The following is a 22435-nucleotide window of genomic DNA, read 5'->3' on the forward strand; positions in this document are numbered from 1 at the left end:
AACCAGTAAGGCGCAGCGTACGTTCAGCGAGGTGCGGGATGTTTCGGTAAAAATTGCTGGATTATCTCCGGCAGACGATCGTGAGTGATGGGCGGCGAGAAAAGATAGCCCTGAAAGCGGTCAACTCCCAGCGCTTTCAACTGATTGAATTTCTCCAGACTATCGACGCCTTCGGCAATACAGCGGCTCTGCGTCAGCTGGCAGTAATAGAGCAGGCTCTTTATCAGCGCCAGTGCATGTGGATCGCGTTGAAAATCATTCACGATACTCATATCCAGCTTGTAGCCGCTAAAGCGGATTGTCCTGACGGGAAACATTACGCTGCTGTGTGAAAAGCAATCATCGAGGAAGATGCGAAAGCCTTGCCGTTGGATTTTGTCCATATTTTCTGCTGTTCTTCCTTGCTGATGCAGATCGACCGTTTCTGCAAATTCCAGCACTAATCTACCCGACCATTGCGGCTGCTGTAGCTGCTGGCGCGCCGTTTCCATCATCCGCAGCAGGTTTTCGTGGTTGGCGATGCAGGGTGGAATATTTATTGAGAACCAGAACTTACCCTGGTGTTGGTTAATGTTCTGGATTGCTATTTGTAGCACAAAGGCCGTGAGCAGAAGCCAGGCGTATTCGGCGTGGATCTGCGGCAAAAATTCGCCGGGAAGCAATACGTTGTCGCCTCTTTTCCAGCGGGAAAGGATTTCAACCCCCTGCAATCGCAGGTGGCCGTCGGTTATGGGTTGAAATACCGGGAATACCTGTTGACTATGAATGGCATGGATAAATTCGCGCTCAAAGGGAGATAGCGCGGCGATGAGCTGATTGTTGTGAGTCTTGCTCTGGCTTCCAGGAAAGCGGGTAATCAGATGCGGGTGAGACGCCACCATCTTTTTTAGTCCTGACGTTCTTTGATTATAAAGTGTTTTCTGGCTCACACCGCGGATCTTCGCCTGTGTGTTGATGCTGTACCCGTACAGAAGAGAGAGGGTGGCGCTCAATTCCGTTTTACTTAACCCCGCTGCCGGTTTGCCCTGTATCTGCGCGTCTAAAAAGGACAATTGCTGTAGTTTCGGGTATTGCAGGAAGTCACCCTGTAGCAGCGCTGACAGTTGTTTCCCAGGAAGGTCGGAGGCGACCGCCCGGACGGCGGTAAGTTGCCGTTTATCAGGAACATGGTAGAGCAGCGTTTGCCATAGCCAGGCGGATGGACTACGGCTAAGGATCAGCATGGGCAACGGTGTTTCTGCCTCAGCAAGCAGGAAGGCGGCTTCCCTAAGAATAAACAGCAGCCAGTAAGGATCGTCAGGGAGAAAAACGACAATCCTTCCGACCTCGGATGTTAGCTGTAGCGAAAGGCGCTCCTGCGTCTGGTGTTGCAGCAGCACCGGTCGCCGTTGACTACTGGTCATCATTCTGGCGATTCCTTCCGCCGCCATTGAACAGGGAGACAGGATATAGTCCACCCTTGTTTTCTCCAGCGGGGAGGGAGGGTTACTGGTAAACAAATGTCACCCCGATGATCGACTGTACGTTGCCCGCCGTGACCTGGCCGCTGGTGCGCGCGTAGGTCGCGGTTAAGCCAAGATTTACCGGCGATGTGCCGACCGTGCCCAGTGCTACGGTGTTGTTAGCGGGAACAACACTACCGTATCGGGTCATCTGAACGCCGATACCCTGCGCCGCTGAGGAGGACGCGGTGTTGCTGAAGATAGAGTTGGCGGCATCGACGGTCGTACCTGAAAGGTAATAGCCGAGGTTCTGGTTTTGCGCACAGTGGACAGTGACCGGCACGGCCATTGAGCCGGGATAGTCTGGAAGCGTCACGGTGACATCACGCGCTGATACGTCGCATCCTCCAGTAGGGACAACAACATTATTGTTGGCGTAAATATTCCAGATGAAATTATTCGGGTTTCCGTCGCTGGCCACTTTATGCATATTCAATTGCGCGATGAGTTCGCCAGAGTTGATGACGACGCCTCCCGCTGCTCCGGTCGCGGTCAGATACATGCGCAGCGGCAATCCGCGATAATCCGTATGAGTGATGGTATAGACGGATGAATTACCGTTCATCGGCAAAGGATACGTATTCCCCGCCCAGTAAACGCTCCCCGTAAACGCCGCAAGCGCGCCACCGAAGGCGGAACCGCTGGTTAAATTGATGTAGTCAATGATAGAGCCGCCGGAGGAGTCGTTTTTACAGGAAACTGAAGAGGATAAATCTACGACCAGGTTTTGACCCACTCCAACAGATGGCGTCAGGTTTACATAGACATTCGCTGACCCTGAGGTCATGGTCTGCCCGGTATCATTGACTTTACAGGTGAATGCCGCAGCATCCAGCGACCAACCCATCAGCAGCAGCGTGGTGAATAGCGCGATGATTTTTTTCATGACAAACTCTCCTGACTCAGGCGTAGGTATAGGTGACGCTAATCACCGCCTGAATAGTTCCCTGGGTGGCGCCGCCGTTGACCGTTAACGCTCTGACCTGTAACGGAAAGCGGGTGGACTGCGTTGAGTCATCCACCTGAACGGATTTCGTGGCGCCATTGTTTAACGTGGTGCCTGCGTCATCCTGCAATTCGAGCTGAATATTGCCGGCGGTCCCCTGGTTTTTGTAATAACCGGTGCTGTCTGCGGTTCCGCTAAAGGTTGCGATGACCCGGGAGGTGCCGATCGGACAGTTAGTGAGTTCCAGCGCGGTACTGTGCCAGGCGGAAGCCGAACCTGCGGTCACCAGGCTGAAGGTATACAGGTCGCCGAGGTCAACGGCGGCATTGGTGGTAGACACCGTGCACGGCTTCGCCACCACCTTCCCGTTGACGGTAATCGTGATATCAGCGGCCTGAAGCCCTGAAGAAGCCGCTGTCAGTACGCTTGCCAGAAGCCACCCTACATAGTTGCGTTTCATCTCAGCCTCCGGTTACTGAAATTCAAGCGTGAATGTTGCTGTGGCATTGACGTGCCCGGCGGTGACCGGAATCTGCGTAGCCATCAGGCGTGCATAAAAGTTGAGGATGTTGGTCTGCCCAGGCGTGAGCGTGGTCCACGCGATGGATGATGACGCGGCGTTGAGCGGCAGCATCGTCTGTTGGTTATTGAGGATCTGCACGCCCATGCCTGCGGCTGCCGAGGCACCGCTATCGATCTTCAATAGACTGGTGTTGCTGCCATCCTCCGTGCCGGTAAAGCCGACTTTGACTGCCGTAACCGAGTTACCGCAGGGAGAGAGGACAATACGGAATGGGACGAGCGGGGTTGTCGCCCCCACCGCATTAAACTGTTTGGCAGCGTTATTCATCAGGTCAACGGTAAAATCTTTTGACTCTCCCGCGACAGCGCAGGCATTGTCGCGGACGTAGCCGCTAATCGTAATCGTGCTGTCGGCGGCGAAGACATTGACGCAGGCCAGCGTCAGCACAGCGCCGAGGAAATACAGTGGTTTTTTCATCATCATTCCTTCCTTAACGGCACTCTGCAAAGAGCTGGCTCAGCACATGTTTCTGGCTCTCTTCCGGCAGGCGATACCGGGCCATGCAGTTGGCCCCCGGGCCTTCGCCCCATTTCACCTGAACGCTTCCTGCCAGCGGCATGCCGCTCAGGTAGACCTGGCCGTTATCTGCCACGATGCTGCCGCTCTGGTTATCGCCGGAAGTGACCATAGCGCCGAATGGCACGGGTTTGCCGTTGTGCGTCAGCGTCATCAGGATTTTTACCCCAACGTGGGCTTTAAATTCGGCGCGGACGATGGCGCCGTGGGTCGGCACGACGCTGACCACCGCATCATCGAGATCGACGTTATCCGCCAGGGTGTTGGTATCCAGCGCGACGCGGTTTTCCCTGTACTCAGTGGCGTACGGCATGACGGCATAACCGCGCCAGTCGGTACGTACGCCGGTCTGGTTCTCGACTTTCACGTCTCCGGCGCCAGGTGCTTTAATCAGCACTACCGTGTCATTTAATGGCTGGCTTAAGGTGATGCCGTTGGCATGGGCGAGTACACCGCCGCTCATCCCGTAGTACAGCTGTTTAAATCCATCGCTGTGGCTGTAGCCCACGTTAGCGTTGCCGTAGCCGCCGCGATAGTTCATCGCCGCGTAGCCGGTTCCGCCATTGTTGCCTTCGCCACCGCTGGCATAACCGGTTTGCATGCTGTAGCTCAGGTTATTGTCTTCCAGCAGCGTGCCGTAAAGACCGGCCAGGTTAGTCATCCTGCCATTCAGGTCGTGCGACATGCTGTAGCTGGCGCTTGCGTGCCGCCAGACGGATTTGCTGTCGGAACGCAGCCAGTGGCTGAACGGAATATTGACGTTGAACGCTAACATCTGGTCGCGGCCCTGTTGCCAGGCGTTTTTGGTCAGGCTGTAGCTCAGCGTCCAGTTGATATCGTCAACGGCGGCATTTAACCCCAGCTGTAGCTGTTCGTCGGCCTTGTTGGTTGACCAGTAAGTTTGACGGCTGCCATTCACGTACAGTGTGGCAGTGCGTCCCAACTGCTGCGTTATGCTCATCTGAACCTTGCCCCGCTTGTTATAAGCAAGGTTGTAGTAGTCGGTGAATTTGGGTTTGACCTGAATCACGCCATCCTGGGTTTCAACGTCATAGCCACTCATCCTGCGGTAAGTGGTGTCGGCAAAGCTGTAATAGCCCTGGGTGGAATAACGGTATCCCACCAGTTGGACGTTGGTGCCGGTCTCATAGAGCGACTTGTTATAAAGGAAGCGTATCGATTGCCCCTGGTGAGAGCTGTCGTCAGGCAGGGTGGCGTTGGCCTGAGTTGCATCCAGCGAAACCGCGCCGAACTCGCCCATATTCTTACCGACCCCTAAATTGAAGGAGCGATAGTTGTCGGCCAGTTGGGTGCCGCCATACAGCGTCCAGCCTGCCGGGAGCCCGTGCAGGAGGGTGCTCTGGAAGAACTTTGGTTTTTCCTGCTGGTCGTTGCCGCTGCGGTATTCACCAGCGGTCACTGCATAACGGGTGTGCCCTTCACGCTGTAACATTGGCACCGTAGACCACGGCACGCTGAAGACCTGGCTGGTGCCATCGGCCTCTTTGATGGTGACCTGGAGATCGCCGCCGTTGCCTGCGGCGTAGAGATCGTTAATTGTGAAGGGGCCCGGCGGCACCGTGCTCTGGTAGATTTCATAGCCGTTTTGTTTGATCGAGACCTGCGCCGTGCCGCGCGCAATGCCGTGGATGACCGGCGCAAAGCCTTTCTGGCTATCCGGCAGCATATTGTCGTCAGAGGCTAACTGGGCGCCACGGAAGTTAATCCCGTCGAAGATATCGCCGTTGGTGTAGCTGTCGCCAAGCGTCAGGCGGGCGCGCAGGGGGGTAATATCGCGCTCCAGCCAGCTGTTCACATGCTGCCACTTATTCTCATTACTGGACGCGCTACCGCCACTGCTGTAGCTCCAGATGGTGTTATCACGCAGACGCCAGGCGCCAAGGTTGAGGCCGCTTTGCAGGTTTAAATACGCGTAATTGCTGCTGTCGCTGGCATCGTTATGTACGTTGTTGCCGGTAAAGTTATAGTTCAGCAAACCGGCGTTAATCCCGTCATCCCAGAGTTCCGGTGGAATATAGCCGCGCGCGCGATTGCCCATGAAAGCCTGCGGGACACTCAGGTACAGGCGCTGTTGGCTGACATCGAAGCGGGTGGTGGCATCTTTGACCATTTCCGTCAACGGTACGCAGGCGTCGGACGCCAGCGTATCCATACCGGTGATGGCCGACGTGCTGACCCCCATGCCAGCGAGCTGGCTACGGGTCAGGCACGGTTCCAGTCGATGACCGTTTGCGCCAGCGTTAAACGTGACGTCGCGGGTAGTTATAAAGCCATCGTTCAGATATATATCCACGCGATAGGCACCAGGCGGCACCTCTTGCCCGTTTTCAAATCCAGAGAGATCCGCAACGGCCGAGGGATCGTCGGCCAGGAAACGGGGGTTAAAATAGAGATCTGCCCGCGCGAAACCCGCGAGGCAAAGCGCCAATGGTATCTGCGCAAGGACAAAAATAGAGAATGCTTTGCGCCGGGCGCGTTGGGAACCCAAACGGTCCAGTCCGTATTTGAGATGTGACATAGTCCCTCCGGTCCGAAGTCGCCCGGCTGTCAGTTCTTAATTGTAATGTGCGGGGGAGTCCTGTTGGTGGACGGCCCCTGTGTTAACGCAGAACGCCCTTCATTTGCGGGGTCAGTGCGCCATAGTCATTAATCGTCCGGTAGGTAATGTTGCTACCGGCATCAGGTGGCAACTTGACCGAGGTTTTACCCATTGGCGGCACCAGCGCATTTTCCAGCACGCGCGTACCGGCATTGAGTTCGGTCACCGTCAGGTAATACGGCGTCGGGTTGTTGAGCGTCAGCGATGAACCGTCACGGTTAAAGGTCAGTTTTTCCGCCGCCTGATCCGGTGGCAGAGCCAGTTTCGTTGGGCGGTAGTAGAGTTTGATGCGGCTGATAATCGCCAGTTGTAAGGTGTTATCGCTGAGCTTTGATTTATCCATCGAAGGAATGGCTTTTACGTTTACCCAGAACAGGCTTTCCCGGTCCTGCGGTAACTGGTTGTTAGTGGCATCAATAATGCGCAAGGTATTCTCTTTCTTACCTTGCATCGCAAACAGCGGAGGGGTGATGACAAAACGACCATCTTTGCCGCCATCGGCGTTTTCAACCCATGACTGAATCAGATAGGTACTGTTATTGTCGTTATTGGTCACCGCCAGCTGAACCTGTTTTTGTCCAGCCGGATAGATAACCCGGGTGGCGCCCAGCGCCACGCCTGCTTCAGCGCTGGTGGAAAAACCGCTTGCGGCGAGCATCAAAAAGCCCGCCAGTAAGCCGCGTGTCATCTCCAGTGTTTTTTTCACATTTTCCCCTTTCGTACTCACCGTTGTTTCCTGTTTCCGGCATACCTGCTGGCTAATTACTGATAGGTCAGAGAGAACCAGATTTGAGCATTAGCGGCTCCCCCGGTGACCTGCTTCCCGGTCGCCCGATACTTCGCCACGAAATGAAGCGTGGTGGGGCCGCTATACAACTGCGTCCAGGCGCCCGGCGGGCTGTTGAGTGGAATCAATTGATTGTCTTTATCAAATAAAGCGATGCCTACGCCGGTTGCTATCCCCGGCCCTTCGCCGACTGAAAGCACCTCCGGGTTTTTGCCGTCGGCAACTCCGCGAAATGACACGCCTACGCGCTGACTCACGGCAGTGCTGCAATCCTGTAGATGAATATCGAATGGCACGGGGTTGGCATCTTCCCCTGACGAATGAAACCGATTACTGCTGATCTGCCCCATATTGACCATCATCTGTTGATCTCCTGCTTCAACGCGGCAGGATTCGGCAATAATGACCCCCTGGAAACGCATGTTTCCCCCGGGCAACGTCACGTTCCAGTGATTGCCAGCCAGTGCCAGCGACGGAAACAGAAATATCAGCAGACCTGATCTCACTCCTTGCATCGTTATCACCCCTGTCCTGTTATGGATAACGGGCCATCCTGGCCCGGAATGCTTCCCTGTCAGACGTTTGAATTACTGGTATTGCACTTTGAAGGTTGCGTCTGCGTTCGCAGTACCGGCAGTTGCTGCGCCAGTTGCGTAGTAACGAGCCTGGAAAGGAATGATGTTAGTACCGTCATTCAGCGTGGTAGCGCTGCTGAAGGTTGCGCCATCCAGCTCCAGAGCGGTGCCAGTTTTGTCGAGGATCTGTACGCCGACGTTAGTCGCGCCGCCTGATGCGGAACCCTGTAGCGCCAGAACGGTAGGGTTGGCGCCATCAACAGCAGTACCTGTGAACGCAACGGAAGCCTGGGTCGCAACGGTCGTGTCGCAATCATCCAGTTGAATGTTGAAACCAACAGCGGAGCTGGTGTTGCCTTCAGCAGCGAGTTTGGCGGAGCGAACCTGGCCTAACTGAACTGTCTGATCGATAGAACCGGCATCAACTGCACAAGCGGCGTTAACGATTTCCCCTTTAAAATGCACGGTGCCGCCGTTTACCGTGGTGGTGTCGGCCAGGGCTGCTGTGGAGCTCAGGGACAGTGCTGACAGAACAACGATTGCCAGTGTTTTGATTTTCATGCGGTTTTCCTTTAAACAATGTCGATATTACGAACCGAAACTGGCAGTCGTTGTACCTTCCTGGCATTTCAGGTTTAAGCCGAATAGTTCGACTGCCGATCTTGCGCAGTTTTTACCCAACTGATGAGTCAATTGGGACCATTTTGACTCGTCGCAATAAATTTCTTAATTTCGTTTTTTTATGCGTTGTTCTGGAATTTAATTCTTATTTTTTGGTTTTCTATAGATGAATATATCTGAGGTGATCGTGAGTTATATCAACAAGACAAGTGGAAAGCAGAACTCGATGTGCGGAGAAAAGGTGCGGAAAAAAGGTGAGGATGTATGAAACGTAAAAAAATGTGAGTAAAAAAACAATTTTAAATCAGTTGGATATTTTTTTTTCGCAAAAAAAATGGACTTACAGGTTGCAGAAAATTACAAAACTCCTCTACGATATAGACAGTTTGGTCCCAATTGACTTGTTCAATGTCTTATTTTTCCTTAGTTATCAATGAATTATATAGTTCATCATTTTTGATCTTCTGTTTTAGTAGCTTTTCCTCTAGCGGATTTACCCTTTCCCATAATCCTGCAAACCGGGCGGCATTACTGGCTGTATAACGTACGGTGTGGCGAATATTTCGGTGACCAAGGTAATCCTGGATTAGACGTGTATCTGTACCTCTTTCAGCAAGTTCATAACCACATGCATGTCGCAGCATATGCGGATGTGTGGTGGTGCTGGTTCCGGCCTTTTGGCCAGCAGAACGTATTATACGGTATGCCTGCTGGCGGGAAAGTTGTGAGCCTTTACGGGAAATAAACACCGCGTTTATTTTCTGCGCTCCCTTCCAACTCGCACGAACCCGGCTCCAGCATTCAATGGCTTCACACTCGTCCGGCATGAGGGGATGAATAGTAGAAAAACCATTTTTCAGTCGGCGGATATTGATCCGACCTTCATAAAGATCAAAATCCCGGTAATGCAGGTTCAGTAGTTCACTTATACGCATTCCATGACGAAAGGCCAGCAGGATAAGACAATAATCTCGCTCTCCTGTCTGGCCATGACGTACGGCTTTCATCATGGCCTGAACTTCTCTGGCAGTAAGAAAACGGCGTCGGTTCATAATATTTCTCCTGGTATCAGAATGATAAAGAGTCAGCTCCAGTGATACGAATAACTGATAGCTAAAGCTAGGGATGTATTATTAATTGTACATATTGACCACTATCCCATTTTATTCTATGAAGCTCACAAAGCCCCATGTCAGTGGGCGACTTCATTCTAAAGATTTCATCAGACATCACAAGAAGACTATTCCGTATATTCTCAGAGGGGAAAAACGTATTCAGCGGGGGGGAATAACTAATCAGACCATGTCAGAGGTGTCAATTATACTGGTCAGAAAAAATAACACAGGATATAGTGTAGAAACATAAAATAGATAACCATACAGCCAATGCGACTATTACAGTGCCATCCATGGCACATAGCTTTATTCAGACTTATTTACTGTCTATATTTTTCTTTCCTTACAGTCTGCTACAGACATCTCTGTTTTTTGTTTTATTCCAGATGCCATAAAAACGACCAGCGTTACTGGCAGTATACCAGACAGTATGACGAATATTGCGATGGCCAAGGTAATCCTGAATCAGGCGGGTATCTACCCCCATATTTGCCAGAGCAAACCCACAGGAATGACGAAGCATATGCGGGTGGGCACAAATTGCAAGTTTTGCTTTCTTCCCGGCTCTGGCGATTATCTGATAAAATTGCTGTCTTGAAAGGGGATTGCCTTTACGTGATAAAAATAACCATTCAGTTTCTGAATGTTGGCTTGTAAGGCGAATTTTCAGCCAGGACTTTATCGAACGAATTTCCTCTTCAAGTAAGGGATGGGTAGTTGAGAATCCTTTTTTTAATCGGTAAATATGTATACATTTATCCTTAAGGTCAATATCTGAGATACGCAGACGACATATTTCGCTTGCCCTTAACCCATGAATAAAACACAGTAAAACCAGACAGCGATTACGCACTGCATAGGTTCCTGTACTAACAGCATTAAGAATTAAATTGATTTCATTTTGTGTCATAAACCTGCGTTTCTCTAGTCCATTATTATTTTTCATATCACCTGTTATCCTTTATTTTGCCGACATTCCGCTTATACCTGACTCTCTTCTAATGGATTAAAATCTGCCGAATAATAGCTTTTTCTTCAGGAAATAACCAGGTGTAGTTAAAAATAATGATATGTTCTTAAATTTATGTAGAGTCACAAATGAATAATTAGTCATATGCAGAACTAATTTGTTTTTTGATATCGTAGATGAATTACATATCCGTAATGACGGGACTATCGCTGTAGTTATCATATGGTAATATGATTAATTTAACTTAAGGGTAATTGAATGGCGAAAAGATAAGGTGAATGAACCACATAAGATTCTACATAAATATATTATTCTCAATGGACTGATTTTTTCGGCGTGTGCGGTGTATTGTTATTTCAAGAGGCTATTTCACTCTTTCACACAGTTCATTTTACCGGGGTTGCAGGTTTTCTTCAGTTTGTATATGTTTTTCAATCTTTCTCGCTTTGATATCTACCATTAAGTCAGAACGGTTTGCTGCGGTGCGAAGCCTGTATACACTCTTCATAGGTATTAGCTCAGACTTGATCTGGCTTTGTCACAATACAGAGTTTAATCTAATCTGACAGGCAACTCTGTGCCAGGAGGAGACGTTGCTAACAACAGTCTGAGTTGATCAACGGGGAGCAGGTCAGTATTTCTGCTCATCACTTTCGCAGACCCAACCGTATAAAATTATGAGGGAATAAAGGCGTAATCATTATCTTATCGTTAAAAATAAATAGGTTAGGTGATATGGCGATGACATCGTAGATATTATCGACAATGAGTTGTAGATGGGTTCTGAACACGGGCACATCGGCATCATCCGCTATGACAAATACAGTTTCATTGCCTAAGCCGCTCCCATTAAACATATCATGAGTGAGTTCATAATCGCTGAAATCCATTTCTGACCATATGAGATTACCGCTATGCCATGGATATTGATGAAAAATATCCATTACCATACTCAAATCATCCCCTTCCACAACATCAAAATCTGCCTTGAGCAACTCTTTACATTCCTCAAACAATGTCATGTCCACTCCCTTTGTGGCTGTATATTTTTATCATAACCTCCCGGGAGGATTGTCTAAAGGAATTATGAACTTCCGCTCCTCGCTCAGAGCGGACACTCAGGTTTAATAATGCAATACGTTCAGCTCAAGTAGTATTACTATTGATAAATCATTTTATGATGGCGTGGAGGGCGGGGAATTCTGGTAATGGTAAGACGTGAAAGGGAAAGAAGTGTATGTTGCAGGTGGACGGACTTGTGAAGACCCCCATATGACTAGTGGAGGGCGTATGTTGTCAGATTCTCCCGTTTCCCCCGTGTTTTTGAACAGTTAGAAATGAAAAGAACCGTAGCTGACCGTAGAAAGACCGTAGCTGGAAGTAAGAGATAGGCTTGTCAGAGGGTATATATGTCTTTAAATGCAACGAACATCTAAGAAAATGGCGAGAAATCCAGCAAGCAAATAACGTCCTGCAATGACCAAAAATCTACCGGAATGCCAGAAAGCAAAAAACCAGCCCGTAGGCTGGTTTCTTTAAATAGTGGTGCCCGGACTCGGAATCGAACCAAGGACACGGGGATTTTCAATCCCCTGCTCTACCGACTGAGCTATCCGGGCAACGGGGCGCATTAAACCGTAAAGGCGCGCAGGCGTCAACGGCTTTCCATGAAAAAAATGACAAAAGACAGCTGACTGCCTGCTTTTCACGCAAAAAGCGCAAAATTGGCTCTAATTACGTCAACGCGCCACCCTGACGGCAGCGGGCAAAGCGCAGTATATCCTCCGCCAGACGGTGGGCGGTATCCACATCAGCCTGGCTGCGATTGACCAGCATTCGGCTGAGGCAACCTTCCAGCACCAGTTCCATCTGTTTCGCCACCATCGCCGGGTCGTCAATTTCGAGCGTTGTCAGCAATTCGTGGGTGAAGTCATGCGCCGCCCGTTTTTGCTGATCGGCCAGTTGGTGAATAGGGTGGGCAGGATCGGGATAAAACGTACAGGCAGCAATAAACAGACAACCGGGGTAGCGGTTGTTGCTCACGCACTCCGAAAGCGCGTTATAGCGCGCCAGCAGTTTTTGTTCTGCGGTAAGGGTTTCATCAAGCAAAAGCTGGCGACGCCAGATGTCTACCTGTTGACTCAGATAACGCAGGGCGTCGTACAGAATAGCCTCTTTATCGGGCCAGAAGCGCTGTAACTCATCAAGCGGATAATCAATGCGTTCTGCCACCATCTCAAGCGTGGTGTTTGCTATCCCTTGAACCTCAAGTAATTTCAGGGCTTCTCCCAGGACATCTTCACGTTGCACGGTATTCTCCTCCGTCTTTCCCACAGAAAGTGTCGCTCACGGTTGGCGATCGCGCAAATGTGCGCTAAAGGTCGTCGCATCCATAAAGCCCGTCACTCGCGCATTCGGGTGCTCATGGCCTTGCGCATCAAAAAACAGGATTGTCGGTAAACCCAGTACATTCAGGTGTCTGAGTAAGGCGACATCCTGCGCATTGTTGGCGGTGACATTAGCCTGTAGCAGCACGGTGTCGCCCAGCGTCTGCTGAACCTGCGGATCGCTGAAGGTGTACTTCTCAAACTCTTTACAGGCAACGCACCAGTCGGCGTAGAGATCCAGCATTACCGGCTTTCCTTTTGCCTCTGCCAGCGCCTGATTTAACGCATCGACTGTCGTAATCGGCTTGAAGTTCAGGTGCGCCTGCGTCTGGGCGGTTGTTGCGCCAAACGCCCAGTCCTGTAACGGACGTACGCTGACCAGCGCCGCCGCCAGCAGGATGATTTGCACAATGCGCATCCCGCCGCGTCTGGCGTGCAGGCTGGTAATAAACGCCCAGCCGAAGAAGGCGACGCCCAGCAGCGACCACAGACGCAGTCCCCACTCGTCGCCGATTACCCGCTCCAGCAAAAAGACCGGCAGCGCGAGGATCACAAAGCCAAAAGCGGTTTTGACGTGTTCCATCCACGGGCCGCTTTTCGGTAGCAGACGGTTGCCAAACACGGTGACCAGAATCAGCGGCAGCCCCATGCCCAGCGCGTAGAGATACAGCGTTCCACCGCCAAGCCACATGTTCCCGCTCTGGGCGATGTACAGCAAAATGGCGCTCAGCGGCGCGGTGGTGCATGGCGAGCAGATAAGCCCGGCAATCGCGCCCATGACAAATACGCCGCCAGGAGAGCCGCCCTGCTGACGGTTACTCATCAACGTGAGGCGCGTTTGCAATGAAGAAGGCAGTTGTAGCGTGAACAGTCCGAACATTGACAGCGCCAGCAGCGTGAAGACCAGCGCAAGGCCGATTAGCACATAAGGGTGCTGGAGCGCCGCCTGGAACTGTAGCCCGGCAGCGGCCACAACCAGCCCCAGCGCGGTGTAGGTGAGCGCCATACCTTGTACGTAGATAAAGGTCAGCAGCAGCGCGCGTCCGGTTGAGAGGCGTTGTTTACCGCCGAGCACAATGCCGGAAATCAGCGGATACATCGGCAGGACGCAGGGCGTAAAGGCGATCCCGATGCCAATCAGCAATGCCCACAGTGCGGAGAAAGGCAGCCGGGCGGCAGGTTGCGGCGTCTCTTCCGTTTGCGCTGCGACCGGCGACGGCGTGGATTTAGCCACCGCGCTGGCGCTCACTTCGCTTAACGGCACGGTTTTGGTTTCCGGCGGATAGCAGAAGCCTGCGTCAGCACAGCCCTGATACGTCACGGTTAACGTCGCGCCGGATGCGGCCTGGTTAACGATGAGCGGAATGTTTAAGCGCTTGCGGTAGATTTCGCTTTTGCCATAAAACTCATCTTCATGCCAGACGCCCGCCGGGAGCCGGACTTCGGCAATTTCGGCCTGAGATGGGGTGATGCTTATCTGTTTGCGGTAAAGATAGTAGCCGTCTTTCACCTGCCAGGAGAGGTTCAGGTCATGTTGATTCTGCTGAAAATCAAAGGAAAAAGCCTGGTCGGCAGGGACAAACTGCGAGCGGCCTGGTGCGTCAAATAATCCGGCGAAGGCGGATGTGCTACACAGCAGCAGGATCAGCGTAAGGATGCGTTGAGCCATGAGAGGTAATCAGTGTCTCCGTGAGTGACGGGTAAAACCAGAAGTTCAGGCGTTTGATACGGGTGGTGAGACTTCAGGCATTCAAGAAGCGCTTGCTGGTGCGAAACGGTGGTTTTTAAAATCATCTGCACTTCGTATTCCTGCTCCAGTTTGCCCTCCCAGTAATACAAGGATGTCGCGCCCGGCAGTAACGTGGCGCAGGCGGCCAGTTTTTCTGCCAGCACCTTAGCGGCCAGATCCTGGGCTGTTGCTTCATCCGGCGCGGTACAGAGCACCACGACGGCCTCGGGGATGGAGATATCCTGACTATTATCATCAAGCATAAACACCTCGAAAGAACAGAAAGAGCAGCAAGAGTGTGGTCACTATACAACGGAAGGCGGCGGGATGTTAGTCAAAGCGGAGGTAAGAAAGCGGGGCGCGTATACGCCCCGCGAGGAGAACTTACAGCATGACGCTGCCCAGCAGGAAGCCGAAGCAAACGGCAAGGGCAACACCCAGCGTACCTGGGATAAAGAACGGGTGGTTAAAGACGAATTTACCGATACGGGTTGTACCGGTGTCATCCATCTGAACCGCAGCGACCAGCGTTGGGTAGGTCGGCAGAATGAACAGGCCGGAAACCGCAGCGAAAGACGCGACAGCGGTCAGCGGAGAGACGTTCAGCGCCAGCGCCATTGGCATCAACGCTTTCGCTGTGGCTGCCTGAGAGTACAGCAGAGCGGAAGCAAAGAAGAAGATGACGGCCAGCAGCCACGGATGGCCCTGAATCACGCTACCCGCAGTGTCTTTGATCCAGTCGATGTTGTGAGAAACGAAAGTATCGCCCAACCATGCTACGCCCAGAATACAGATACAGGCGCTCATACCCGCTTTAAAGGTACTGGAGTTCAGGATGGAGTCCGTTTCGACGCGGCAGACGATGGTCGTCAGCGTCGCGACGCTCAGCATGATGATCAGAATCGCGTTGGTGGTGTTCATCAGCGGTGTTGCGACCAGGCCGAGGCTTGGACTGTTGACGATGGCATAAACCACGACGCAGACAACGCCCAGCAGGAACAGCCAGACCGAGGTTTTTGCCATCGGTTTGATTTCAATTTGCTTTTCGCCGCGCAGTTCGATCAGCCCTTCTTCCAGACGTTTGCGGTAAACCGGGTCGTCAGAAAGTTTAGAGTTAAACAGCATTGTGACCAGGAAGGACATCACCAGTACCGCCAGCAGAGTGGACGGAATCACCACGGACAGCAGGTGAATATAGCTGATGCCATGACCTTCCATGACGGAAGACATGTACACCACCGCCGCAGAGATAGGCGATGCGGTGATCGCAATCTGTGCGGAAACCACCGCCGTGGAGAGCGGACGGCAAGGTTTGATGCCTTGCTCCTTCGCCACTTCAGCGATAACCGGCAGGGTTGCCAGAGAGATGTTGCCAGTACCGGCAAAGATAGTCAGGAAATAAGTGACGATCGGTGCAAGGATCGTGATGTATTTCGGGTTTTTGCGCAGCAGTTTTTCCGTCTGGTTAACCAGATAGTCCAGACCGCCCGCAACCTGCATTGCGGAGATGGCAGCGATAACCGCCATGATGATGGAAATAACATCGAACGGGATATTCCCTGGTTTAACGCCGATGGCTGCAAGAACCAGAACGCCAAGCCCACCTGCAAATCCAATACCGATGCCCCCAAGTCTGGCACCCAAAAAGATTGCCAGCAAAACGATGATAAGTTCTAAAACTATCATATTAGCCTTCCTTGTTGTTTAACAAGTTGATATTAAATTGTTGTTATTTGGTAACTTATGACAAGAAAAAAGGCACGTCATCTGACGTGCCTCCTGTGTTACTACCCTGTACGATTACTGTTCGCTTTCATCAGTATAACGTTTTGCTTTGTAAGCCGGGTGCATCAGGTTCTGTGCGGAGAAAATATCGTCCAGCTCTGCTTCAGTCAACAGGCCGCGCTCCAGCACCACTTCACGGACGCTCTTACCGGTCTCGGCGCAAATCTTACCAACGATGTCGCCGTTGTGGTGGCCGATGAACGGGTTGAGGTAGGTGACGATGCCGATGGAGTTATAAACGTATCCTTCGCACACTTCTTTGTTTGCGGTAATGCCGTTAATGCATTTTTCCAGCAGGTTGTAGCAGGCATTGCTCAGAATATGGATAGATTCGAACATCGCCTGGCCGATAACCGGCTCCATTACGTTCAGCTGCAACTGGCCTGCTTCGGCTGCCATCGTTACGGTGGTGTCGTTACCGATGACTTTGAAGCATACCTGGTTAACAACTTCTGGTACTACCGGGTTTACTTTCGCTGGCATGATAGAAGAGCCCGCCTGTAGTTCCGGCAGGTTGATCTCGTTCAGACCCGCGCGTGGGCCTGAGGAGAGTAAACGCAGGTCGTTACAGATTTTAGACATCTTCACAGCCAGACGTTTCAGCGCGCTGTGTACCATGACATAAGCGCCGCAGTCGGATGTTGCTTCAATCAGGTCTTCTGCCGGTACGCAGGCAAAGCCAGTGACTTCAGCCAGTTTCTGCACCGCCAGCGGAGAGTATTCTTTCGGGGTGTTCAGGCCAGTACCGATTGCCGTCGCGCCGAGGTTAACTTCCAGCAGCAGCTCAGCAGTACGTTCAATGCTTTTCACTTCTTCTTTCAGCAGTACGCTGAAAGCGCGGAATTCCTGGCCGAGGGTCATCGGTACAGCATCCTGCAACTGGGTACGGCCCATTTTCAGGATGTCCTGGAACTCAACGGCTTTACGCTCGAAGCCTTCACGCAACTGATTGATTGCATCAATGAGTTTGACGATAGACGCGTAAACGGCAACACGGAAACCGGTCGGATAGGCGTCGTTGGTGGACTGACATTTATTCACATGGTCGTTCGGGTTCAGGTACTGATATTCACCTTTCTGATGACCCATCAGTTCCAGCCCGATATTGGCCAGCACTTCGTTGGTGTTCATGTTGACGGAAGTACCTGCACCGCCCTGGTAAACGTCTACCGGGAACTGGTCCATGCATTTGCCGTTATTCAGGACTTCATCACATGCGGCAATGATGGCGTTGGCCACACTTTTAGGGATGGTTTGCAGCTCTTTGTTGGCCAGGGCCGCTGCCTTTTTCACCATTACCATACCGCGTACAAATTCAGGGATATCGCTGATTTTGTTATTGCTAATGTAGAAGTTTTCAATCGCTCTCAGAGTGTGAACACCATAGTAGGCATCCGCTGGAACTTCCCTGGTACCCAACAAATCTTCTTCGATACGAATGTTGTTTAACATGTGAACCTTCTTTTTCAAGCTGCCAATAATTACATAAACACACAGGATATATGTGGTTTCGAATGTTTCCTGACCGACGATTATCCCCTGCATCGGTCTGATACTCGAGATCATATTCTGCTTCAGGATTTCTACCGTAACCTGGATCACTTAAAGTGTGGGAAGTTACCCCTTATTTATTATTTTGTGAAATAGGTCACCGCTTTGGGATTACCACTAAAAATAAGTGTACAAACAGCTTGAAATTTTGCTAACCGTCTCAACATCTGACGCATGTGAATCGCGCACCCATATCAGACAGACGTGATGAAAACGGCTGTCATTTACAGGAGAGTCCTTTGCGCTGGATACCGTTTATTGCCATCTTTCTCTATGTTTACATTGAGATTTCTATTTTTATCCAGGTCGCCCATGTGCTGGGTGTCCTGATGACGCTGATCCTGGTGATTTTCACCTCGGTCATTGGTATGTCGCTGGTGCGAAACCAGGGTTTCAAGAACTTTTTGTTGATGCAGCAGAAAATGGCGGCTGGCGAAAGTCCGGCGGCGGAGATGATCAAGAGCGTGTCGCTGATCATCGCGGGCCTGCTGCTGGTGCTGCCCGGCTTCTTCACCGACTTCCTGGGGCTGCTTCTTTTATTGCCGCCCGTGCAGAAACACCTGACCATGAAGTTGCTGCCGCATTTGCGTTTTTCCCGTATGCCTGGCGGCGGTTTTAGCGCCGGAACGGGCGGCGGCGAGACGTTTGACGGTGAGTTTCAGCGTAAAGAGGACGAGCGTGACCGTTTAGATCATAAAGACGACCGCAAGGATTAAATCAAACGTTGAACCGTAGGCCGGATAAACCGCTTCAGCGGCGCCATCCGGCATAAATGCCCGGTGGCGCTATGCTTACCGGGCCTACAACTGCTGACGCTTAGCCAACCTGCGGGGTAAAAACAGCCACAGCGCCGTCAGCATAATCAGCGCGTACAGACACTTCCATCCCACCATTGCCAGCAATAACAGACACAGCAGAGCGCCAGTCACCGCCAGCGCGCGATAGCGTCCTGCCAGCAACCGACACCCGGCCAGCATACACAGCAAGTAGATCATAATGAAAATGCCGTTGGCATAGACGATCAGCGCGTCGAGATTGATCTCAAGGATGTAAATGCACAATGTGCTGAGTACGCAACAGCCCAGTACGGCGTTCAGCGCATTGCGGGGAACGCGGCGGGCAGAAAGGCGCGCCAGATAATGATCTGGCCTGTCCTGCGCCTGTGACCAGACAAGGCGGGCGAAACTCTGGATATAGATATTCAGGCTGGCGAAGCAGGCCAGATAACCAATAATGCAGGCGACCCACAGCGCCTGTACGCCAAACAATCGCACGACGATGTCAGGGAGCGACGCTGCCGCCGCCATTTGCGCGCCGTAGGCGTCAAAATGCAGAACCGCCACCGTACACGCCCAATAAACGGAGCCGGCCAGCAGCAGACCGATCATCAGTGCGCGCGGGAAATCGCGTTCAGGGTTTTTAAATTCCGATGCCAGATGGGCGAACGCTTCAAGGCCGACAAAGCACCAGAACATAACCGACAGCGCGGCGAACAGGGCGGGCAGCTCAATATCCGCAGGGGCAGGGAATGGAATTTTGTTCGGCTTGAGATCGCCCGCCCACCAGATGGCGACAATCAGCGCCACAATCAGCCCGGCAATGATCGTTTGCAGGTTGGCGCTGGAACTGGCGCCGCGAGAGCCAATGAACCACACCAGCGCCAGCGTGCCGAATTCCGCCAGTAAAAGCTGCCAGCCGTGCCAGCCAAACATCGCCTGACCGAACCCGGCGGCGATATGCAGCGCCGCTGGCAGGCCGACGGGGATGACCGACAGGAACAACCATCCGGTGACACGCGCCATTCGCGAACCAAACGCCATCCCGACAAAATGTGCCACGCCGCCCGCACTGGGGAAATGACGCCCCAGGATGGCAAAAACAATCGCCACAGGAAAGACTAAAACGATGAGCGCAGGCCAGGCCCACAGGCTGTTATTGCCCGCCACCAGCGCGGCCAGCGCCGGGACGGCAAAGACGCCGGTTCCTAACAGTGATGTCGACAACAGGCCCACGCCCTGAGCCAGTCCCAGCTCTTGTTTTAGTCCACTCATGAGTCACTATCCGGTTACGCCCAATTTTTGGGCAACTGCGCAGATTTTCGATGGTAACACAATCGGATTTACTTATGACGGGCCGCCTTAAATCGTTATGAAATGTGAGGTGACCTACCGTTTTCGCGCGATTTTCTGCTGATAAGAATTTTTTTTCATCTGCCCCCTTGAAGGGGCAAAAACCCATCCCCATCTCTCTGGTCACTAGCCGGGAAACCGTTCACGGGCCGGCGTCACCCATAACTGATAAAGACTTTCTCAAAGGAGAGCTATCAATGAGTATTCGTCCGTTACATGATCGTGTGATCGTCAAACGTAAAGAAGTTGAATCCAAATCTGCTGGCGGCATTGTTCTGACCGGTTCCGCAGCGGGTAAATCAACGCGTGGCGAAATCATCGCTGTCGGTAAGGGTCGCATCCTGGATAACGGTACTGTGCAGCCGCTGGACGTTAAGGTTGGCGACATCGTTATTTTCAACGATGGCTATGGTGTGAAATCTGAGAAGATCGACAATGAAGAAGTGTTGATCATGTCTGAAAGCGACATTCTGGCAATTGTTGAAGCGTAATCCGCGAACGACACTGAACATACGAATTTAAGGGAAAGAGAAAATGGCAGCTAAAGACGTAAAATTCGGTAACGACGCTCGTGTGAAAATGCTGCGCGGCGTAAACGTACTGGCAGACGCAGTGAAAGTGACCCTCGGTCCGAAAGGCCGTAACGTGGTTCTGGATAAATCTTTCGGTGCGCCGACCATTACTAAAGATGGTGTTTCCGTAGCGCGTGAAATCGAGCTGGAAGACAAGTTCGAAAACATGGGCGCGCAGATGGTGAAAGAAGTTGCCTCTAAAGCGAACGACGCGGCAGGCGACGGCACCACCACCGCGACCGTACTGGCTCAGTCCATCATCACTGAAGGTCTGAAAGCCGTTGCTGCGGGCATGAACCCGATGGATCTGAAACGTGGTATCGACAAAGCGGTTGCTGCTGCGGTTGAAGAACTGAAAACCCTGTCCGTACCGTGCTCTGATTCTAAAGCCATTGCTCAGGTTGGTACTATCTCCGCTAACTCCGACGAAACCGTAGGTAAACTGATCGCTGAAGCGATGGACAAAGTCGGTAAAGAAGGCGTGATCACCGTTGAAGACGGTACTGGTTTGCAGGATGAGCTGGACGTGGTTGAAGGTATGCAGTTCGACCGTGGCTACCTGTCTCCTTACTTCATCAACAAGCCGGAAACTGGCGCAGTAGAACTGGAAAGCCCGTTCATCCTGCTGGCTGATAAGAAAATCTCTAACATCCGCGAAATGCTGCCGGTTCTGGAAGCCGTTGCGAAAGCAGGCAAACCGCTGCTGATCATCGCTGAAGATGTGGAAGGCGAAGCGCTGGCTACGCTGGTGGTTAACACCATGCGCGGCATCGTGAAAGTGGCGGCGGTTAAAGCGCCGGGCTTCGGTGATCGTCGTAAAGCGATGCTGCAAGATATCGCAACCCTGACCGGTGGTACCGTTATCTCTGAAGAGATCGGTATGGAGCTGGAAAAATCTACCCTGGAAGACCTGGGTCAGGCAAAACGCGTTGTGATCAACAAAGACACCACCACCATCATTGATGGCGTGGGTGAAGAGTCTGCGATCCAGGGCCGTGTCACTCAGATCCGTCAGCAGATCGAAGAAGCCACTTCCGATTACGACCGTGAAAAACTGCAAGAGCGCGTAGCGAAACTGGCAGGCGGTGTTGCGGTTATCAAAGTTGGCGCTGCGACCGAAGTTGAAATGAAAGAGAAAAAAGCACGCGTTGAAGATGCCCTGCACGCGACCCGTGCTGCGGTTGAAGAAGGCGTAGTTGCCGGTGGTGGCGTTGCGCTGATTCGCGTCGCGTCTAAAATTGCGGAACTCAAAGGCCAGAACGAAGACCAGAACGTGGGTATCAAAGTTGCGCTGCGCGCAATGGAATCCCCGCTGCGTCAGATCGTGCTGAACTGCGGCGAAGAACCGTCTGTTGTGGCTAACACCGTTAAAAGCGGCGACGGCAACTACGGTTACAACGCAGCAACCGAAGAATACGGCAACATGATCGATATGGGTATCCTGGACCCGACCAAAGTAACCCGTTCTGCTTTGCAGTACGCGGCATCCGTGGCTGGTCTGATGATCACCACCGAGTGCATGGTAACTGACCTGCCGAAAGGCGATGCTCCTGACTTAGGCGCAGCTGGTGGCATGGGCGGTATGGGTGGAATGGGCGGCATGATGTAATGCGACGAGAGTCGCATTCCTCTGCGTAACTGACTGAATAAACAGAGAATTTCCCTCTCTGACAGTTAGCTTACGCGCCCCGTGAGAGCGGGTCAAGTACCCGTTCTCACATCCCTTTAGCGTAGCATAAGGTGGAGTCGCTTCGGCGGCGGAATACGCACCCATAACTTGGGTTACCTTTCAGTGATGAGCAGTAACGCGCCCATTACTTTCACTCAGTTATCCGCAGTAGTTTACGCTGCGCGGAGTGCCCGTCAGGGCAGACGTCGGTGATTCCCAAATCGACGTTACATCCTTAACGATTATGGCGAAGTTTGCCATACATCATCACTTCATCCTTTCATGGATTCATGAACAGGACGGGATCGCCTTGCTCGCGATCTTCACAAGAGGAATGCAGCGCAAGCTGTACGGGTGATTGTTCTGTCGCTTTTCTGA

The 22435-nt window shown here is 52.1% G+C and carries 20 protein-coding genes and 1 tRNA gene; 3 read left to right on the forward strand and 18 right to left on the reverse strand.

Features of this window, described 5'->3' with window-relative positions:
* Positions 1–23: 23 nt before the first annotated feature.
* The 17 genes from OGX75_RS18895 to aspA all read right to left on the reverse strand — a co-directional run bounded on the left by OGX75_RS18895 (position 24) and on the right by aspA (position 17588).
* Positions 24–1457: an EAL domain-containing protein gene (locus OGX75_RS18895; protein ID WP_286451472.1), complete on the reverse strand. Its 1434-nt coding sequence runs from the start codon at positions 1455–1457 to the stop codon at positions 24–26.
* Between the two features lie 28 nt (positions 1458–1485).
* Positions 1486–2388: a fimbrial protein gene (locus OGX75_RS18900; RefSeq protein ID WP_058668445.1), complete on the reverse strand. Its 903-nt coding sequence runs from the start codon at positions 2386–2388 to the stop codon at positions 1486–1488.
* Between the two features lie 16 nt (positions 2389–2404).
* Positions 2405–2908: a type 1 fimbrial minor subunit FimG gene (fimG, locus tag OGX75_RS18905; protein WP_012134486.1), complete on the reverse strand. Its 504-nt coding sequence runs from the start codon at positions 2906–2908 to the stop codon at positions 2405–2407.
* A gap of 12 nt (positions 2909–2920) precedes the next feature.
* On the reverse strand, positions 2921–3451 hold the full coding sequence (fimF, locus tag OGX75_RS18910; protein ID WP_049008429.1) for a type 1 fimbrial adaptor subunit FimF: 531 nt from the start codon (positions 3449–3451) through the stop codon (positions 2921–2923).
* A gap of 10 nt (positions 3452–3461) precedes the next feature.
* Positions 3462–6086, reverse strand: coding sequence for a fimbrial biogenesis usher protein (locus OGX75_RS18915; protein ID WP_286451473.1), 2625 nt, complete (start codon positions 6084–6086; stop codon positions 3462–3464).
* An 82-nt stretch (positions 6087–6168) separates the two neighbouring features.
* Positions 6169–6873 (reverse strand): fimbria/pilus periplasmic chaperone, encoded by a 705-nt coding sequence (locus OGX75_RS18920; protein ID WP_161799976.1) that lies wholly within the window; start codon positions 6871–6873, stop codon positions 6169–6171.
* A gap of 56 nt (positions 6874–6929) precedes the next feature.
* Complete coding sequence (gene fimI, locus OGX75_RS18925; protein WP_286451474.1) at positions 6930–7469, reverse strand: type 1 fimbrial minor subunit FimI; 540 nt, start codon at positions 7467–7469, stop codon at positions 6930–6932.
* A gap of 72 nt (positions 7470–7541) precedes the next feature.
* The gene (fimA, locus tag OGX75_RS18930; RefSeq protein WP_049008432.1) at positions 7542–8090 is read right to left on the reverse strand and encodes a type 1 fimbrial major subunit FimA; all 549 of its coding nucleotides are present in this window, start codon (positions 8088–8090) and stop codon (positions 7542–7544) included.
* 473 nt (positions 8091–8563) lie between these two features.
* The gene (locus OGX75_RS18935; RefSeq protein WP_153258703.1) at positions 8564–9202 is read right to left on the reverse strand and encodes a tyrosine-type DNA invertase; all 639 of its coding nucleotides are present in this window, start codon (positions 9200–9202) and stop codon (positions 8564–8566) included.
* Positions 9203–9608: 406 nt separating this feature from the next.
* On the reverse strand, positions 9609–10211 hold the full coding sequence (locus OGX75_RS18940) for a tyrosine-type DNA invertase (protein WP_286451475.1): 603 nt from the start codon (positions 10209–10211) through the stop codon (positions 9609–9611).
* A 671-nt stretch (positions 10212–10882) separates the two neighbouring features.
* Positions 10883–11257 carry a CDI toxin immunity protein gene (locus OGX75_RS18945; protein WP_071257308.1) on the reverse strand — a complete coding sequence of 125 codons (375 nt, stop codon included), beginning with the start codon at positions 11255–11257 and terminating at the stop codon, positions 10883–10885.
* A 521-nt stretch (positions 11258–11778) separates the two neighbouring features.
* A tRNA-Phe gene (locus tag OGX75_RS18950) sits at positions 11779–11854 on the reverse strand.
* A gap of 115 nt (positions 11855–11969) precedes the next feature.
* Positions 11970–12545 carry a transcriptional regulator gene (locus OGX75_RS18955; protein WP_024130805.1) on the reverse strand — a complete coding sequence of 192 codons (576 nt, stop codon included), beginning with the start codon at positions 12543–12545 and terminating at the stop codon, positions 11970–11972.
* 36 nt (positions 12546–12581) lie between these two features.
* Entirely contained in the window at positions 12582–14291 is a 1710-nt protein-coding gene (locus tag OGX75_RS18960; protein ID WP_286451476.1) for a protein-disulfide reductase DsbD, read from the reverse strand.
* Positions 14267–14614 carry a divalent cation tolerance protein CutA gene (gene cutA, locus OGX75_RS18965; RefSeq protein WP_012134473.1) on the reverse strand — a complete coding sequence of 116 codons (348 nt, stop codon included), beginning with the start codon at positions 14612–14614 and terminating at the stop codon, positions 14267–14269. Before cutA ends, OGX75_RS18960 begins: the two co-directional genes overlap by 25 nt.
* 121 nt (positions 14615–14735) lie before the next feature.
* Positions 14736–16037 (reverse strand): anaerobic C4-dicarboxylate transporter DcuA, encoded by a 1302-nt coding sequence (gene dcuA / locus OGX75_RS18970; RefSeq protein WP_012134471.1) that lies wholly within the window; start codon positions 16035–16037, stop codon positions 14736–14738.
* 114 nt (positions 16038–16151) lie between these two features.
* Positions 16152–17588, reverse strand: coding sequence for an aspartate ammonia-lyase (gene aspA, locus OGX75_RS18975; RefSeq protein WP_024130804.1), 1437 nt, complete (start codon positions 17586–17588; stop codon positions 16152–16154).
* A 338-nt stretch (positions 17589–17926) separates the two neighbouring features.
* On the opposite strand from aspA, the gene OGX75_RS18980 reads away from it, so the two are divergent.
* Positions 17927–18403 (forward strand): FxsA family protein, encoded by a 477-nt coding sequence (locus OGX75_RS18980; RefSeq protein WP_071257314.1) that lies wholly within the window; start codon positions 17927–17929, stop codon positions 18401–18403.
* Positions 18404–18487: 84 nt separating this feature from the next.
* Here OGX75_RS18980 and yjeH read toward each other — a convergent pair whose 3' ends face one another.
* Positions 18488–19738, reverse strand: coding sequence for an L-methionine/branched-chain amino acid transporter (yjeH, locus tag OGX75_RS18985; protein WP_071257317.1), 1251 nt, complete (start codon positions 19736–19738; stop codon positions 18488–18490).
* 275 nt (positions 19739–20013) lie between these two features.
* Between yjeH and OGX75_RS18990 the strand changes: the two genes are divergently transcribed.
* Both OGX75_RS18990 and groL read left to right on the forward strand, forming a co-directional pair.
* On the forward strand, positions 20014–20307 hold the full coding sequence (locus OGX75_RS18990; RefSeq protein WP_000027827.1) for a co-chaperone GroES: 294 nt from the start codon (positions 20014–20016) through the stop codon (positions 20305–20307).
* A 43-nt stretch (positions 20308–20350) separates the two neighbouring features.
* Positions 20351–21997 carry a chaperonin GroEL gene (gene groL / locus OGX75_RS18995; protein ID WP_012134466.1) on the forward strand — a complete coding sequence of 549 codons (1647 nt, stop codon included), beginning with the start codon at positions 20351–20353 and terminating at the stop codon, positions 21995–21997.
* Positions 21998–22435: the final 438 nt, after the last annotated feature.

It is taken from the genome of Citrobacter sp. CK199 (genome assembly GCF_030333285.1).
Classification (GTDB): domain Bacteria; phylum Pseudomonadota; class Gammaproteobacteria; order Enterobacterales; family Enterobacteriaceae; genus Citrobacter_B; species Citrobacter_B koseri.